At 37.5% G+C, this 16,095-nt stretch carries 17 protein-coding genes; 1 reads left to right on the forward strand and 16 read right to left on the reverse strand.

Annotation, left to right across the window (positions count from 1 at the left end; translation table 11 throughout):
• Positions 1-56: 56 nt before the first annotated feature.
• The 6 genes from Q0371_RS11670 to Q0371_RS11695 all read right to left on the reverse strand — a co-directional run bounded on the left by Q0371_RS11670 (position 57) and on the right by Q0371_RS11695 (position 5,342).
• Entirely contained in the window at positions 57-1,004 is a 948-nt protein-coding gene (locus Q0371_RS11670) for a cation diffusion facilitator family transporter (RefSeq protein ID WP_298471243.1), read from the reverse strand.
• A 215-nt stretch (positions 1,005-1,219) separates the two neighbouring features.
• Positions 1,220-1,690, reverse strand: a complete 471-nt coding sequence (locus Q0371_RS11675; RefSeq protein ID WP_298471246.1) for a DUF4306 domain-containing protein — start codon at positions 1,688-1,690, stop codon at positions 1,220-1,222.
• 134 nt (positions 1,691-1,824) lie between these two features.
• Positions 1,825-2,364 (reverse strand): PadR family transcriptional regulator, encoded by a 540-nt coding sequence (locus tag Q0371_RS11680; RefSeq protein WP_251556983.1) that lies wholly within the window; start codon positions 2,362-2,364, stop codon positions 1,825-1,827.
• Between the two features lie 44 nt (positions 2,365-2,408).
• A complete protein-coding gene (locus tag Q0371_RS11685; RefSeq protein ID WP_298471251.1) occupies positions 2,409-3,599 on the reverse strand; it encodes an ABC transporter permease in 1,191 nt (396 codons plus the stop codon).
• A gap of 305 nt (positions 3,600-3,904) precedes the next feature.
• The gene (locus Q0371_RS11690) at positions 3,905-4,648 is read right to left on the reverse strand and encodes a hypothetical protein (RefSeq protein WP_298471253.1); all 744 of its coding nucleotides are present in this window, start codon (positions 4,646-4,648) and stop codon (positions 3,905-3,907) included.
• Positions 4,638-5,342 carry a hypothetical protein gene (locus Q0371_RS11695; RefSeq protein WP_169358339.1) on the reverse strand — a complete coding sequence of 235 codons (705 nt, stop codon included), beginning with the start codon at positions 5,340-5,342 and terminating at the stop codon, positions 4,638-4,640. Before Q0371_RS11695 ends, Q0371_RS11690 begins: the two co-directional genes overlap by 11 nt.
• A 199-nt stretch (positions 5,343-5,541) precedes the next feature.
• On the opposite strand from Q0371_RS11695, the gene Q0371_RS11700 reads away from it, so the two are divergent.
• On the forward strand, positions 5,542-5,919 hold the full coding sequence (locus Q0371_RS11700) for a hypothetical protein (protein ID WP_205963966.1): 378 nt from the start codon (positions 5,542-5,544) through the stop codon (positions 5,917-5,919).
• Between the two features lie 173 nt (positions 5,920-6,092).
• On the opposite strand, the gene Q0371_RS11705 is transcribed toward Q0371_RS11700, so the two are convergent.
• From Q0371_RS11705 to Q0371_RS11750, 10 genes are all read right to left on the reverse strand, one after another.
• The gene (locus Q0371_RS11705; protein ID WP_169358338.1) at positions 6,093-6,212 is read right to left on the reverse strand and encodes a YjcZ family sporulation protein; all 120 of its coding nucleotides are present in this window, start codon (positions 6,210-6,212) and stop codon (positions 6,093-6,095) included.
• A 155-nt stretch (positions 6,213-6,367) separates the two neighbouring features.
• Entirely contained in the window at positions 6,368-7,132 is a 765-nt protein-coding gene (locus Q0371_RS11710) for an ABC transporter permease subunit (protein WP_298471262.1), read from the reverse strand.
• Positions 7,129-8,046: an ABC transporter ATP-binding protein gene (locus Q0371_RS11715; protein WP_298471265.1), complete on the reverse strand. Its 918-nt coding sequence runs from the start codon at positions 8,044-8,046 to the stop codon at positions 7,129-7,131. The genes Q0371_RS11710 and Q0371_RS11715 overlap by 4 nt, the downstream gene beginning before the upstream one ends.
• A complete protein-coding gene (locus Q0371_RS11720) occupies positions 8,047-8,259 on the reverse strand; it encodes a PLDc N-terminal domain-containing protein (RefSeq protein WP_240949579.1) in 213 nt (70 codons plus the stop codon). It lies immediately after the preceding gene.
• On the reverse strand, positions 8,260-9,378 hold the full coding sequence (locus tag Q0371_RS11725) for a helix-turn-helix transcriptional regulator (protein WP_298471268.1): 1,119 nt from the start codon (positions 9,376-9,378) through the stop codon (positions 8,260-8,262). It lies immediately after the preceding gene.
• A gap of 387 nt (positions 9,379-9,765) precedes the next feature.
• Positions 9,766-10,149 (reverse strand): collagen-like protein, encoded by a 384-nt coding sequence (locus tag Q0371_RS11730; protein WP_298471271.1) that lies wholly within the window; start codon positions 10,147-10,149, stop codon positions 9,766-9,768.
• Positions 10,150-11,075: 926 nt separating this feature from the next.
• Positions 11,076-12,878, reverse strand: coding sequence for a glutamine--fructose-6-phosphate transaminase (isomerizing) (gene glmS / locus Q0371_RS11735; RefSeq protein WP_298471274.1), 1,803 nt, complete (start codon positions 12,876-12,878; stop codon positions 11,076-11,078).
• Positions 12,879-13,376: 498 nt separating this feature from the next.
• On the reverse strand, positions 13,377-13,904 hold the full coding sequence (locus tag Q0371_RS11740) for a chromate transporter (protein WP_298471277.1): 528 nt from the start codon (positions 13,902-13,904) through the stop codon (positions 13,377-13,379).
• Positions 13,901-14,497 (reverse strand): chromate transporter, encoded by a 597-nt coding sequence (locus tag Q0371_RS11745; RefSeq protein ID WP_298471280.1) that lies wholly within the window; start codon positions 14,495-14,497, stop codon positions 13,901-13,903. The genes Q0371_RS11740 and Q0371_RS11745 overlap by 4 nt, the downstream gene beginning before the upstream one ends.
• A complete protein-coding gene (locus tag Q0371_RS11750; protein WP_298471283.1) occupies positions 14,491-16,095 on the reverse strand; it encodes a gamma-glutamyltransferase family protein in 1,605 nt (534 codons plus the stop codon). The genes Q0371_RS11745 and Q0371_RS11750 overlap by 7 nt, the downstream gene beginning before the upstream one ends.

Genomic DNA, 16,095 nt, shown 5'->3' on the forward strand with positions numbered 1-16,095 from the left:
GATTTAATATTTCTTTGCATCCTAAATCAACCATAACCTTTAACATAGCCTTTTAGTTAGTGGTGATGATGGTGGTGAGCTCCTGTGTCTTCTGCCTTTGTTGTACATAAAATAGATGAATCATGTTTATGTGATTCTGTTTCCAGTTGAATAGTCACATGCTGTATACTTTGATGAGCTAAATCGTGCTCTACTTTTTGCAGGAGTTTTTCACCCTCACCAATTGTCATTTCCTTTTTCACAACCACATGGCAGGATAGTGCATTCAAGCCACTGGTTATAGACCAGATGTGCAAATCATGGACACTTTGGATTTCAGGGTTTTGTTCGATTGTTTGTACAATGTTATTTATGTCTACATTTTGTGGGGTACCTTCCATTAGAACATGGAGAGATGCCTTTGTTACAAAGTATCCACTTCTTAATACAAGCGCAGCGACAATCACACTAGCCAATGGATCCGCCCATCCCCATCCAAAGAACATGATGAGTAATGCAGCAATGATTGCTCCGACTGAGCCTAGCATATCACTAATAACATGCAAGTAAGCTCCTCGCATATTTAGGTTGTCTTCTGTGTCACTACCTCTCATCATGAACCATGCTACAAAAATATTAACCGCTAACCCAACAGAACTAATGATTAGCATTCCAGTTGTCGCAACCTCTGGTGGATTAGCAAATCGCATAAATGCCTCATAAAAGATAAAGAATGCGATTCCTATAAGCGTTAGTCCATTGAGCACAGCTGCTAAAATTTCAAAACGCTTATAGCCATATGTTTTATTACTATTTGCAGCTTTCTCACCGTAGCGAAATGCGAGCAAAGCAATTGCTAAAGAAACGGCATCGCTTAGCATATGTCCTGCATCTGAAAGAAGCGCCAAGCTGTTGGTCAAATAGCCCCCGATTGCCTCTACAATCATATAGGTGAAAATGATAAAAAAAGAAACGAGCAATACTTTTTTATTGGCACTGTGTGTGTGATTATGGTGATCCGACATAATAACTCCTCCCCTTCCCCCTATTTATATTAAAACCTTAAACTAATATATGTTTATATATTCATATATACATAATATATCCTCTTTATTGTTTTGTAAACGGGATGGATTCACTAAAGGCATATTAAATTATGAATGAAAAAAAGCCCACACTAGTGAAGTATCGGCTTCTGGTTTAGCTCTTATAATATTTAACTATTTATGGAACAGGGAATTTAAGTTGTTATCCCCTTATTTTTGTTGGTAACAAGAAAAATAATTGCTACACCAATCGCTAAAATTCCTATTGAAAGAGAACTGTAAAAAAATATGGTTAGACCTATCGTTGGGGAACCCGACACTAAACTACAAAGAACTAAGAAGACAATTCCAATACAAGTTAGAAAATAAGAAAATAGCTTTGTTTTATCTCTAAATAATATGTAGCCGATCAGTATAATTAAATACGTTCCACTTAATAGCATAGCTAGAGGATAGGCAGGTGCGAATTTAGCTGCATATATAAAATAATCTATTGTCAAAATGTCGCTCGTTTGGTTTACTGACCCATTAAACCAATTTGAAAAAATAGCTGTATGCTTCCACTCCCATATAGCCGTTGTCAATGTACTTCCCTCATACCAAGAAGCAATTGTAGAAAATATTAACAACATCAAACCAATGACCACTTGAATAAACAGTTTCAAATACTTCACCTCCAATTATACCCATTATACAATTTCCCACGATATTTACTCAATTTTATAACCAATCTATAAAATGGAATTCTACTCTAAATACAAAAGGGTTATTCAGCTATGGAATTAGCTGAATAACCCTCTTATATTTCATTTCTTTTAATACGACTAATTAACTCCCCAAGCCAATGCGAGGTATGATCAGTCTTGTCTGAAAAATATTCTCCAAGATAATTGACTAAATGTTCTTTCTCCTCTGTTAACTTTACTTGGTTTTCTAAGTTTTTTATGTTATTCCATCGTTCCTTGAGAAGCGTTATTTTCTTTTCAAGTATCTTAATTACTTTTTCGCGATCAACATATTCTATATTTGCTAGAGCGATGACCATTCCGCTAATTGTATCTGTATTCTCAAATATATGATAAATTTTTTGTGGTAAAGCAGCTTTACCTTTCTCAGTTATCGCAAATACTTGTTTATCAGGTCGGTGCTCCTCCTTAATAATTTCTACCGGTTCAATCAGTCCTTGTTTTACCAAAGATTCAAAATGATAATATAGCTTACTTTCTGTTACTCCCCCTAATTGATCTAGGGGAATTGGCTCTGAAAGCTCTTTTTTTAACTTATATGGATAGTTATTATCCTGCATTAATTTGCCCAATATATATATTTGAATTGCCATTATAGTACCGCTCCTTTGGCAGAATTATATTCATTGTAGCAAAATCATGCAGTAATTTCAGTATTATTCACAACTTCCTTTGTTTCGCTTATTGAAGCTCTTTCTATTGGAACTGGTTTATGGACGAAGGCTACAAGCAGCATATTTATTAACATTGCTCCTAAACCGACCGCAATCATGCCCCATACATAAGGTGTTGGGCTAATACCTCCATACATATTAGCAAAGTATGCTTGTACAGAGTAATACATTGGGGAAATATAGCTTACCCACTCGTACGGTCCATACATCATGTCTCTTGTAATGGTTGCTCCATTTGCAATGGTCTGTACTAGTAGGACTGGTATGTTCAGAATCATACCACCCTCCCCAACAAGGAATATAAACATTGCCGTAAAGTTAAATGCTACCATATAGTTTAAAACTTGCTGACCAAAAAGACCTAAAAATAAATCTCCACTAGGTTCATTTACTAGATAGGTAATCCCCATTGCTGCAAGAGCCGCAAGTACGGCAATCATTAATGCAGTCAATTGCACGTAAACGAATAAACGAGTTTTGCTCGCTTTTCCGCGGCTCTCCTTGAAGGAAGCTACTAATTGCATTGCTGCAATCATTGCCCCTACATAACCTGCCATTGTTAAGAACATCGGAAGCATGTTGTTATGCATACCATCCGGGATGTCATTGATCGTTACTACGTTTCCAACATACGATGTTTCAATCGTTTCTGCCATTGCAGCAGCTTGGTCTTCAGGAACATTAAAGTTCATTAACACTCCCTTTGCGGTCTGCTGAGAAAACTGAGCGCTTAACTGATTGTTTATCTCCGTGACAATAGACGTCATGGAGGAAGAAACAACTGTTGCACCCGCTTCGTTAACAGTGAAGTCAATACTGGATGATACTTCTCCGTTCTGCATGTTTGCCGAGAAATTTTCAGGAATGTGAATTACTAGAGTTACTTCATTTTTCTCTAGCTGTTCTAACGCATTCTTATTGGACAAATCTGTTTTAATCTCTTCAAATGGTAAACTTTCTTTTAATTGGTCGGCAATCACCGAGCCATATTCACCGGCATCCTCATTGACTAGAGCTATTGGAAGTTGATCGATGTTACCTGGGATCGCTGTATACCCTGGAAGAAAAATCCCCAGCATAGCAACTGCATAAAATATCCCCATAAAAATGGAAGCGATAGCTCCCTTTGTTTTCAAAAATTGTGTAAACTTCATGTGTTTTAATTTCCTTCTTTCAAATAATATTTACTTTTAATTAAACTTCAAACAAAGTACTTTAATTAGAGTACTTTAATTTGAATTCTTTGTTAGTATAAGCCCATCTTTTTAGATAATCAAACAATAAAATCTGAATGAGGATATATCTTCCATAACTTTGTCCATTTTAAGAATAGCTTTTTTCTTCCCGACAAATATAAAAAAGAGCTTATTCTGAAAAAAATGTTCAGGATAAGCTCTCTTTTAATTAGTTATACACTTGCTACTTTATTTGCTTTAAGTGGATCTATTTCATTTATTCATCAGGGACGCTCTAGCTGTTCTTCGTAAATGCTTATTACATAATCCATTTGATAATCCGGCTCTTCCACCCAGTGCCCTGACTGACTAGCGCTACGTTCATTTCTTTTTAAATTTGCATCAAGCCCCTGCTCATCTAGTGTCTGTCTTCCAAAGTAATACGTTGACTGTGGATTTGACATAAAATCAAATACAGTATCTTCTTGGATAGAAGAAATAGCAGTTATAATTTTATACCATTCCTCTGGGAGAGGCATTACTCCATATGTTTTATTCATTAAGCTTACATTTTTGTGAAGCTGAATACTTGGCGTATAAATACTAATATCTCCAGACACTCTATACGAACGGTTCTGTAATAAATGTATATTCATCTGAGTTACTTCGTCTTGCGCTTCAAAATGCCAGACAAAGTAATAACTAGAGGGATCATTCGGTCGTAGCTTCCATACCCTTACATCATCATCCCACTCGTAGGCGACTAACTTCCATTCGAAATGATTAAAAGCCCAATAACTAATTCCCCTCTGACCACTCTCCGTTATAAAAGGAACAAAACGGTACGATTTTTCCAAATCTATTATATCTAATACCTTCACAGGACTATTAATATCCTGTCTATTTAGTATTTCTGTTACCTCCTCCATGGTCAAAAAGGGTGTTGGCTCTCGATTAACAAAGAAAAGAATACCCACTCCAATGACTACAGCAAAGGAAACTATAACTATCCATTTCTTATTCATCATTGCTGCCCCCCTTTATAATGGAGTGATCAGAACGGAAATAGTATTGGTTTTTACTAGTAGACACTAGCACCCCTTTACCATCCTTTTCTAGATAGATAGTTGACTCTATCCCACTTCCCCACTTAGATTTGTGATCTACAAGTAGGTATGGAAAACGTTCTTTTGCTTTTGTCGAATCACTATTAAAATAGGTTTCGTTATACCATTCCACTGTAAAAAATTCATCACGCTTAAATTCAGGTAACTCTTTCTTAAGTGCTCCCGTTTCCTTACTTTGTTCTTTAGCAGTTGGGTGGATAGCAATAACCCTTACTTCTTCCGGATTACTAAGATAGGTTGCTAAATCTTCTGATGGATATAGCAAGTAATAAATTGGCCAAGAAAAAAGATACGTCATTAAAAACAAATAATTACTCCAAAAACCCAACCAAGCAAAGGTTCTGTACTTTAACCAGGCTCCTTCTTTTTTGTGTAAAAAGATATATAAAATCCACATGCCTAGCGGAAAAATGGCTATAGAAATTTTTCGTTCTAAAAAAGAAAAGGTATAATCTATGGAAAATAAGCCAAGCAGTAAAACTACATACAGTCGCCAATTTTTCCATGAGATTTCCTTCTTCTTAGCTATTTTAAGTATAAATACAAAAATGATTAACCAACTTAATAGAATAGTGATGTAATGTAAAATGTCCATAAACGACTTCCTTATATAGTTATATGAGTTAATTATATACAAATTATTACACGTAAGATATAAAAAAATAAATATGAATCATGTTCATTTTAGATGGGACTTAAGAAAATAACTCATTTATCATTCTAATAAAAGTCTAAGTTCATATTACTTTTTGTCATATATTATAAATAGGTTTACTCTGTAAGGAGGTGAGTACATGCCACTTTTTTCACCAGTACCAAGAAGATCCTTTCCTCCAGGTTATAGACAAGGGTTTGGCCCTCCTTATCAAGGGCAACAGTTCGGTCCTCCTTACCAAGGGCAACCTTTTGGACCTCCTTACCAAGGACAACCATTTGGGCAACCTTTTGGACCACCTAATCAGGGGCAACAGTTTGGTCCCCCTAATCAGGGACAACCATTTGGGCAACCTTTTGATAATAGATGGAACCAGCCTTCTTCCAACAATTCTTCCCCAGGCTTTTTAGGAAGACTGCCCAATCATATCAACACACTTGCGGGTCACGCCACTACCTTACAAAATGGATATAACATGATGAGACAATTAGGATCTGCTATAGGCTTGTTTAGGTAGTTAAAAGCCGATGTTCCTCGCTATTTAAGGACATCGGCTTTTTGTTTATTATTTTCTTGTAATATTTTTGATTTCATCTAAAAAAAACAACTAACTCAATGAAGAGAAAGTCGATTTTTTTAGAGAAGGTTAAGAATGGGATTTACTTTTTAAACTTAGTTAGTATTAACTAACTAATAAATGAATGATGCTCCCACAATAATAAGTAGGATAAATAACACTACAAGCAGTACGAAACCTGATCCGCTATTGCCGTAACCCGATCCTCCGCCTTGATTTTCATATCCAGACATTTACTATTCCTCCTCTCCTCCTGATACTTATAGATTATGTAAGAAAAAAATTATGGATAAGGTAATTTATTACATAATCAAAAAATAATTATTGGAGAAAAGAGAGAATCTGGGTAAAAGAGGTTTGTGTAGGACTTGCACCCATAAACCTGTTATTATAGTTGTTTTTTATTGAAAATAGCTATGGAACTTAAAAGGATTATGAAAATACTTACAACGGTTAGCCAAATAACCATTGTAAAATCTTCTGTTCCCATAGCACCGGTTAATAATTCTACATTATTCGTTGCTAGCCGGATCGGGTTGTATGCTTCTGTTTTCTCAAACATATTTAGTAGTAATAATGCTACAAATACAATTCCTGAAAAAAGCATCGGCATATATGTTGATGTTGCTAAGACATTTCCAAACAAAAATACAGCAATCATTAAAATGCCAAATAACCATAGACAAAAAGCAGCAAAATAGTAATGCGAAACAGTACTCATATCCCAATAATAAGATGTATATGCGAATGTCGTCCAAAAAGCAAGGGCATAGCTTAGTGTCCATATAAGTGATATAGCTGTGGCTTTTGACCAGATAACTGTTTTTCTTGAAAGTCCTTTTGTTAACATAAGGATAAGGGTACCTTTTGATAACTCTGAGGATAATGTGGTGCTAAATAAAATAATGAACAAAATAATACCCATTTGTGAAATATTTTTATAAAACTGTATCCAAGAGTCGAGAGCAGTTGGCTCTGGAATATCCATTACTACTCCTGCTGGCATAAACTGTTCAAATAATACAGGCATTAATTTTGCAGTTAGCGGGCTCATAATGCCAAGACCTAAAAAAATAGTGACTATAATCCACAATTTATAAGTACGATGTGATTCCATTAATTCTTTTTTTATAAATGCTTGAAATGATTTCATTTAACCACATCCATAAATATATTTTCTAATGATTGCTCCATTTTTTCTAACTTTTGCGGAAAAACATGCGCTTCCTGGAATGCTTGCAAAACTAATTGCTCTGTAAAATGGGTATGTTTAAATTGCAGACTCATTTTCTCCTCTTTAAAATTACTATCATTCAACAAATTTTGAATACTTGATAATCCGCAAAATTTGTTTTTATCATCCTCTGTTCCAAATTGAATATACAATTGATCAGATTGATATTGCCTTTTTATAGCTTGTAGATCTCCCTCCATCACAATTTTACCTTCATGTAACACAGCAATATCGTCACAAATACGTTCCACATCAGATAATACATGTGTTGAAAAAATAACCGTTGTTTTCTGCTTTACTTCATGTAAGATGTCTAGTATCTGTTTTCGACCAATTGGATCCAATGCTGAGGTCGGTTCATCACAAATTAATAATTTAGGCTCATTTAAAAGTGCTTGCGCAATTCCTAGACGTTGCTTCATCCCTCTTGAATAAGTACTAATCCTACCAGATTCGTTAGCCAATCCAATAAGATCTAACAATTCATCGCTTTTCTGCTTCGTATATGGTTGCTTCAAACCAGTAATTTGACCACATAATAGAAGGTATTCTCTTGCAGTCATAAAGGGATAAAACATTGGAACATCAGGTAAAAATCCAATGTATTTATTGGTTTTCGTCTCACCGAAACGAACCAATTCTCCACAAATATTTAAACTACCTTCATCTGGTTGTAGTAAACCTAATAACATTTTCATTGTAGTCGTTTTTCCTGAACCATTTCTGCCAAGAAAGCCAAAGACTCGATTCTCTTCAACTGTAAATGAAATATCATCAATTACCTTTTTTTCTCCGAATTGCTTCTTCAGTCCTTTCACTTCAACAATGGACATTTATTTATCACCCCGTCCAAATACGAAATAAATAACAGGACCAATAAATTGAAAGAAGAGTACTACGATAATCCACATCACCTGGTTTCCAAACCTATATGTCGGGTGCTTTATTACATGAACTACTGCAAAGATGGCCAATCCAAACTGAATAATAATCAGTGGTAATAAAAATGGTAAATATTCTATTAATGTTGACATGTTGCTCTCCATTTACTTTTTTCCTCCTAATGAAAATTTTAAATTTTCGACAAGCAATTTATATAAAGGATCCTCTTGAATAAAACCGAAGGCCGGTTGTGCGCATACGCTTTGCAGCATACTTTCTTTAATCACTTCATCATCCCGCACTGCATTAATACCTAAATCTAAATTTTCAAGCCAGTCATCAATTAACGTAAAAAAATTATCTCCATGTAATGTAAATGGAAAAATGTTAGACGTGCAAACCCCTACATATCTTTCCAACCAGTACAATGTTTTCTCTCGATTCCCTTGCATTGCGTATCCTTGGGCAGCTGCATAGTAAAACTGCAACACGATATTCGGATGCAATTCCTTTAATCCAAAAATAGAAGTAATCCCTTCCATGCGCAGAATGATTTCTTCGAATTTCTCTTGATCGTCAATATTTAATAACATATATGAATGAGCAGTTCCTGCTAGACTTGATAAGCTTTGATACATATTCACTTGTAAGGTGCGTTTTGCTTGCTCTACATCACCCATCATTTGAAAGGCATTAGATAGTACAATTTCATCGCCAACAGCAGGGCGTAACGTATCCCCTAACAAAGACAATACTTCTTCAGGTTTCTTTAATAATAAATAAATGACTGCTTGTAACGAATTTGCCTGTTTATTAAGCCAAACATCATCACTTTCTTGCTTAATCCTTACAAACAGCTGAGCTGTCTCCTCTAAAATAGCTTGTTGTTTTTCCTCCGTTGGCGCGAGCATATAATGATTCAAATAAAGAACACCCATTTGAAGTAAGAAGGGAAAGCATGCATAATACTTTTGAATTATAATTTGGCTTTCCTCGTATACTAAATCAAAATCCTGTTTACTAAATTTTGTAGCAAGCTCGTGATATTGTTTCTTTATCTCATCCTTCGTTAACTGCGGTGCATAACCAATCAGTTCGTCAATCGTTATATTATAAAATGATGCAAGCTTCGGCAGAAGTGTTATATCTGGATAAGTTTTACCCGTTTCCCATTTGGATATAGAGGCTTTGGAAACACCTATAAATTTTGCTAGGACATCTTGTGTAATTGCTTTTTCTTCTCTTTTTTTTATAAGTATTTGACTAATCGTAAGTCTCATCATACTCATCTCCTTCATCCTTACCTTCATTGTACTAATCACACGATTAACCCTCAAACGGTTTATCGTTAACTTTAGTTAAAAAAATCAACCTGTAGGCAACAGCTCGATGGTTATTGGCTGTATTAAAATTCAGGAATAAAATTCTCATTAAAAAAAAGGTTAACCAGTAAAATCTGATTAACCTTTTTATACAAGAATTTAATTAGGAGGGGATTTATCTTTTACAGAGGACCGACTTTTATATAATCAAATCAATTTTGGCAGATTAATATATAAATTAGAATATAGACCTTTACTCCAATATTTCCTTTTAAAAAGATACTGTTTTCCTTATAAAAAACACTTTAACCTTAATCGACACTGACCTAAAGAAATGAGTCTTTCTATTTAACTATCTAGTTTCTTAATAGTTATAGAAGCGTTTACGTTCGTTCCTGTGCCTCCTGTAGGTGTTAAAGTAACTGTTCCTGGAGTACTAGAACTATTTCTTAGTGTTATTACATCGCCAGCTGCCAGGGTTACTATTACAAATCCATTGTTTTGTACAACACCAGATCCGGAACCATATAGTGTCCCCGGTATTGCCGTATCATTTACAAACAATTCAAATTGGCTAGGTTCATTGGTTGTCGTAAAGAAAGTAATCTCATAATCACCTGGAGTCGTAACTGTAATCCCTTCTTCACCTGCTGTATGAGTAATTCCAGATGTAAGTAATCCATTTGTATCAAAAGCTACATCTGCCCCTAAAGCTCCAGGTTGAGTAGCCAAGTTGTAAACATATCCGGATTCTGCTAAACCAGCTCCGGTTACTCCTGTGGCTCCAGTGGCTCCAGTGGTTCCTGTTGCTCCGGTAACTCCAGTTGCTCGAGCTCCACCACCAGTTAATAATATGTAATCTTCTCCTGGGATTCCAGTAGGTGAATTAACATTTACTCGATATAAACTACCATTAAAGAAAATTAGCTGTCCCGCTTGATAGCTAGGTGCAGCTGCCGGATCGAATTCTGTGCCTATCGCTCCCCCTGTGGCTCCGGTTGGACCTGTTGCTCCTATACCAACTGGACCAGTTAGCCCTCTTAATCCTCTTGGTCCTGCTGGTCCTGTGGGGCCAGTGGGGCCTTGAGGACCAGCTATAACTCTTCCAGCTCTTCTTCTACCTCTACATCCACAGGAGTCCTTTTTAGAAGTATTATAATCTCCATTCCTATGACCCTGTTGGATAGACTCTCTACTTTTATGGGCGATAGAGCTAGAACCTCTATTTATCGAAGCCTCACTATAATTGTTTTCTAAATGATTTACAGAACTATTTTTTTCCTCATTTCATTCATCTGTGAGTTATGTTTCTGGATAGGTTTTTGTTTTCGACGTCTTCTATTGCTACCTATTTTAGTTGCCTCCTTTAAATTCAGATAGTTTATAATATGACCTCTATTACGTTGTAGATAGGCTGACTATAGCAATAATTAATACGTCTTTTCTATATTTATAATTAAAATCTATTTAGGTAATCTTTATAAGAACAGCTTTGTAGATAAAGCTACGATAGAAAAACTCTACCTACTAATCCATGTTTTCTTAACAAAAAAACCGAGACAGCGTACCACAAGTACGTATCTCGATTTATTAAAATTAGTATAAGATTTTCTACTGATTTATCCTCTTTTTGATCATTCACTTACATAGGAGCAAGCTTACTCAACTGTAACGGATTTTGCTAGATTTCTAGGTTTATCTACGTCACAGTCTCTGTGAAGCGCTGCATAGTAACTGATTAACTGTAAGGGAATAACAGCCACTAGTGGTGCGAACAATTCGTGTACCTTTGGAAGTACATAGCGGTCATCTTCTTCCTCGAAGCCCTCCATTGCAATGATACAAGGGTTTGCTCCACGAGCAACTACCTCTTTCACGTTTCCACGAACATTTAAGCTTACCGCCTGTTGGGTTGCTAATGCAATGACAGGTGTGCCGTCTTCAATAAGTGCGATTGTACCGTGCTTAAGTTCTCCTCCTGCAAATCCTTCTGCTTGGATATAAGAGATTTCTTTTAGCTTTAGAGCACCCTCTAAGCTAATATAATAGTCCACGTTTCTTCCGATAAAGAAAGCGTTTCTTGTAGTAGAAAGGTATTCTGTTGCAATTTCTTCTAGTTCTTCTTTAGTATCTACTATTGCTTGAACCGCATTTGCAACAATTCCAAGCTCTTGTACGACATCAAAGTCTAGCTCTTTGCCTTGTGATTTGGCGAATACAGATGCCGTGACCATTAGCACTGCTACCTGTGCAACATAAGCTTTTGTAGAAGCTACAGCAATTTCAGGACCAGCATGCAGTAATAATGTATGATCCGCTTCACGAGAAAGTGTAGATCCAGGTACATTAGTTACAGTCAGTGTTGGATACCCTTTTTCTTTGATTTTCACTAATACTTGGCGGCTATCTGCTGTTTCTCCAGATTGCGTGATGAACATGAATAAAGGCTTTTCCGATAGAAGTGGCATGTTATAACCAAACTCACTTGAGATATGAACCTCTACTGGGATACCAGCAATTTTCTCGAAATATTCTTTACCGATCAAACCAGCGTGGTAGCTAGTTCCCGCTGCAATGATATATAGACGATCCGCATCTTTTAGTGCATCTAAAATGGCAGAGTCGATTGTAAGCTCATCTTGCTTGTTTTGATACGCTTGTATAATTTTACGAAGAACAGTTGGCTGCTCATCGATTTCTTTTAACATATAGTGAGGGTAAGTCCCTTTTTCAATGTCACTCATATCTAGCTCTGCTTTGTAAGGAGCACGTTCTACCTTTTTACCATCAAGCGTTTGAATCTCTACAGATTCCTGACGCACGATAACGATTTCTTGGTCATGAAGCTCCACGTAATGCTCTGTTACTTGTAGCATCGCCATTGCATCAGATGCAACGACGTTAAATCCTTCTCCCACACCTACTAATAGTGGTGATTTGTTTTTCGCTACATAGATCGTGTTTTCATCTTCGTTATCGATCAATGCGATTGCATAAGAACCATGGATCAAGTGCAATGTTTTTCTTAGTGCATCAACAGTTGATAGACCGTCTTTTGAGAAGCGTTCGATTAACTGTACGATTACCTCTGTATCTGTATCAGAAGCCATTGGAACATCAGCCAAATAAGCCTTTTTTAATAAATGATAGTTTTCGATTACGCCATTATGCACAAGCGTAAAACGTTTCGTTGTACTTTGATGAGGATGAGCGTTTTCTTGGTTTGGAACTCCGTGAGTCGCCCAGCGAGTATGACCAATTCCTAGGCTAGCACTTACATCACCGTCTACAGCTTCGCGCAAATCTGCGATACGTCCTTTTTCCTTGAAAACCATTACTCCATCTTCATTTAAAACTGCAATTCCCGCTGAATCATAACCGCGGTACTCTAATTTTTCTAAGCCTTTTAATAAAATTTCTTTAGCATCGTTTTCACCGATATATCCTACAATTCCACACATAATATATATTCCTCCGTCATCATTCATGTCAAAATAAGCATGCTAAAAAGAAGCCTTAGCATACGTCGTTAGTTGGAAAACACATAATCTATGTGATACCACTTTAACGCCTATCCTAAACATCTTCACATACACATACCTATTAAGCTAAGAATGCCTTCTTTTTCATTTGTCATTCAATCACTTGAATGGTTTGAGAAAAAGAATTACAACCGGGCAAATACGGTCGGGAGGTATCCGCCGAAATTTCGATAACCTCCACCTCGTCTGCTGAAGATTCGTTTCGTCCAATTTCTTCAGCTCAGGCGCTATAATTGTTTTCCTTCTTTTACGCGTTAACTTTCCTACCTTTCTACGCGGTTAGCAATATTTTAATATAATGCAACTCCATCATTATATCTTCTCAGTATATGCGAGTCAATCGAAACGGCAAGGTACAAAGTGCTAAGAGACCACTAAATAGAGAAAGAGACCCATCTTAACTCTGGTCTCTTTTACTCATACTAAAACTGCTCCGTAAACAAGTGCTAGAATAATAACAAACGCAGGGTGTAACTTTACCTTCTCTAACAGCAAATAGCTTCCTACTATTAAAATAAGCGTAGACAATAAACCAACTCCATCTAATGACTCCTGCGCAAACTGAAGAGTCATCACACCTAACAACACTGCGATTACTGGTCTTATGAGTTTTGTAAGGTTTTTAACTTCCGTTGCCTCTTTATATTTTAATAGAATAGCCATCATACTAATCATAAGGATCAAGGAAGGTGCAACTGTCGCAAAGAGAGCAATCACTGCTCCTAATATTCCTCCCTCTGCATATCCAATATAGCCAGCCATCTTTGTTGCAATAGGTCCAGGCAAGGAGTTACCGAGGGCTACTACCTCACTAAATTCCTGAGTCGTCATCCACTCGTAGTTTTCTACTACCTCATGCTCTACCAACGGAATAGAGGCAGGTCCTCCACCATACCCTAATATGCCAGGTATAAAAAACGCTAGAAACAATTGCCAGTAAATCATTTACCCCCCCTCCTTTTCAATAGAGGAAAAAAGGCAATTGCCATACAGGTCAATATGATGAATGCTGGATGTATATATAAGAGCTCCATAAGCAATGCAGCTACTGCTATCAGCAAACAGGCCTTCCACCATCCAAAGGTTTCTCCAGACTTTTTAATAAAATCCCAGGTCATTAATGCAAGCATTACTGCCACTACAGGTATAACTGCAGCAGTCATACCCTGCACTCTTGGGGAATCCTTAAAAGACTGGAGAAAGCCTAGAAGAAGGACCATAAGCACAACTGTTGGAATGACGGAAGCAAGGAGAGCATTAACACACCCCCAAATACCGGCTATTCGATAACCAATGTACCCAGCCATCTTAGTTGCTATCGGCCCTGGCATCGTATTTGCCAATGCTAATGTATCACCGAATTCCTCCTCATCCATCCATTCATACTTCTTAACGACTTCCCGATGAAATAGAGGTATCGAGGAAGGTCCCCCGCCAAACCCTAGCATCCCGATTCGGAAAAATGCTAGGCTTATATCTCTTTGAAGTACTGGCTTAGGACGTACAGGGCCACCCTTCAAAGACTGTTTTTCTACCACGCCGCAATTGCCCCATCTGTTCTTGATTCAGTGCCTCCTTGAAGGACCCCCGTATCTGGGTTTCTCCAAATGATTTGCCCACGTCCAAAGCTGCCGCCATCAGTAGCGACTTGAATATCATGTCCTTTTCTTACTAAGCTTTGTACCAAATAATTAGGGAGCTCAGGCTCGACATGCACTGTTTTCCCCTTAATCCACTGCCAACGAGGCATATCAAGTGTTGCTTGAGGATTTAACAAATAATCTACAGTGTTTGTTACAACCTGGAAATGCCCCTGTGGTTGCATATAACCTCCCATTACACCGAAAGGCCCGACAGCTTCTCCGTCTTTCGTTAAGAAGCCTGGAATAATCGTATGATAAGTTCTTTTGCCTGGCTTTAATACATTAGGATGTGATTCATCTAAAGAGAAATCATGTCCTCTGTTTTGCAATGCAATACCTGTGCCTGGAATGACAACACCAGAACCGAAGCCCATATAGTTACTTTGTATAAAAGAAACCATATTTCCTTCCTCATCAGCAGTTGCCAAATAGACAGTTCCCCCTTTTGGTAATTCATAAGGTTCGGGATCTGTAGCTTCGTCTTGGATTACCGCTTTACGCTTTTCTGCATATTCCTCGGACAATAAATGCTCGACACTTACTGGCATTTCATCAGGCTCCGTTATAAATGCCTGGCCATCCGTAAAGGCTAGCTTCATCGATTCAATTTGTTGATGTAGCGTATGAACACTTTGCCACTCGGGCTTATCTAGCTTATTAAATACATTAAGGGCCATCAAAGCGACCATACCCTGACCGTTTGGAGGAATCTCCCAAACATCATAGCCACGGTAGTTCACAGAAATTGGGTCTACCCACTGAGGCTGATAGGATTGTAGGTCACTTTTAGACAGATATCCCCCATGCTTTCTCATAAATCCATCTATTTGTTCAGCAAGATCTCCTTCATAAAAAGCTTTTGCATTTGTTTCTCCTATAGCACGAAGCGTGCTTGCATGGCCTGGAGACTTCCACACCTCTCCTATTTCTGGAGGGCGACCATCTGGAGCAAATGTTTCAAACCATGCGTTGAATTCCTCTGTCGTAAAGCTCGCTTTAAACTTTTTGTATGCTATCTTCCAATACTTCCCTAAAATTGGGGACAGAGGATAACCCTCCTCCGCATATTGTATTGCAGGCTCTAGTACTTCTTTTAACGGTAATTTGCCAAACCTTTCTGATAAGGCTGCCCATGCAGCAGGGACTCCTGGCACTGTTATTGGCACTACTCCATGCACAGGCATCTTCTCTAAGCCCTGTGCTCGTAGCTTCTCAGCCGAAATAGATTGTGGTGCAGGACCTGATGCATTCAACCCATGAAGTTTTCCTTTTGTCCAGACTAAAGCAAAAGCATCTCCACCGATTCCGTTGGAGGTTGGCTCCACCACAGTTAGTGCAGCAGCAGTGGCAATAGCCGCATCAATGGCATTCCCACCCTTTTTTAATATATCTAAGCCTGCCTGTGCTGCTAAAGGTTGTGATGTTGCAACCATACCTTTTTTAGCAAAAACGGTATTTCTCTTACCTGGAAATGGGTGATATAAGTAATCCAT

The organism is uncultured Psychrobacillus sp., assembly GCF_938022135.1.
Classification (GTDB): Bacteria; Bacillota; Bacilli; order Bacillales_A; family Planococcaceae; genus Psychrobacillus.

Excerpts from the sequence above, each read along its gene's own strand:
- Q0371_RS11670 (WP_298471243.1), bottom strand. The coding sequence starts at position 1,004 with ATGTCGGATCACCATAATCACACACACAGTGCCAATAAAAAAGTATTG.
- Q0371_RS11680 (WP_251556983.1), bottom strand. The coding sequence starts at position 2,364 with ATGGCAATTCAAATATATATATTGGGCAAATTAATGCAGGATAATAAC.
- Q0371_RS11685 (WP_298471251.1), bottom strand. The coding sequence starts at position 3,599 with ATGAAGTTTACACAATTTTTGAAAACAAAGGGAGCTATCGCTTCCATT.
- Q0371_RS11690 (WP_298471253.1), bottom strand. The coding sequence starts at position 4,648 with ATGATGAATAAGAAATGGATAGTTATAGTTTCCTTTGCTGTAGTCATT.
- Q0371_RS11695 (WP_169358339.1), bottom strand. The coding sequence starts at position 5,342 with ATGGACATTTTACATTACATCACTATTCTATTAAGTTGGTTAATCATT.
- Q0371_RS11700 (WP_205963966.1), top strand. The coding sequence starts at position 5,542 with ATGCCACTTTTTTCACCAGTACCAAGAAGATCCTTTCCTCCAGGTTAT.
- Q0371_RS11705 (WP_169358338.1), bottom strand. The coding sequence starts at position 6,212 with ATGTCTGGATATGAAAATCAAGGCGGAGGATCGGGTTACGGCAATAGC.
- Q0371_RS11710 (WP_298471262.1), bottom strand. The coding sequence starts at position 7,132 with ATGAAATCATTTCAAGCATTTATAAAAAAAGAATTAATGGAATCACAT.
- Q0371_RS11715 (WP_298471265.1), bottom strand. The coding sequence starts at position 8,046 with ATGTCCATTGTTGAAGTGAAAGGACTGAAGAAGCAATTCGGAGAAAAA.
- Q0371_RS11720 (WP_240949579.1), bottom strand. The coding sequence starts at position 8,259 with ATGGAGAGCAACATGTCAACATTAATAGAATATTTACCATTTTTATTA.
- Q0371_RS11725 (WP_298471268.1), bottom strand. The coding sequence starts at position 9,378 with ATGATGAGACTTACGATTAGTCAAATACTTATAAAAAAAAGAGAAGAA.
- glmS (WP_298471274.1), bottom strand. The coding sequence starts at position 12,878 with ATGTGTGGAATTGTAGGATATATCGGTGAAAACGATGCTAAAGAAATT.
- Q0371_RS11740 (WP_298471277.1), bottom strand. The coding sequence starts at position 13,904 with ATGATTTACTGGCAATTGTTTCTAGCGTTTTTTATACCTGGCATATTA.
- Q0371_RS11750 (WP_298471283.1), bottom strand. The coding sequence starts at position 16,095 with ATGGATTACTTATATCACCCATTTCCAGGTAAGAGAAATACCGTTTTT.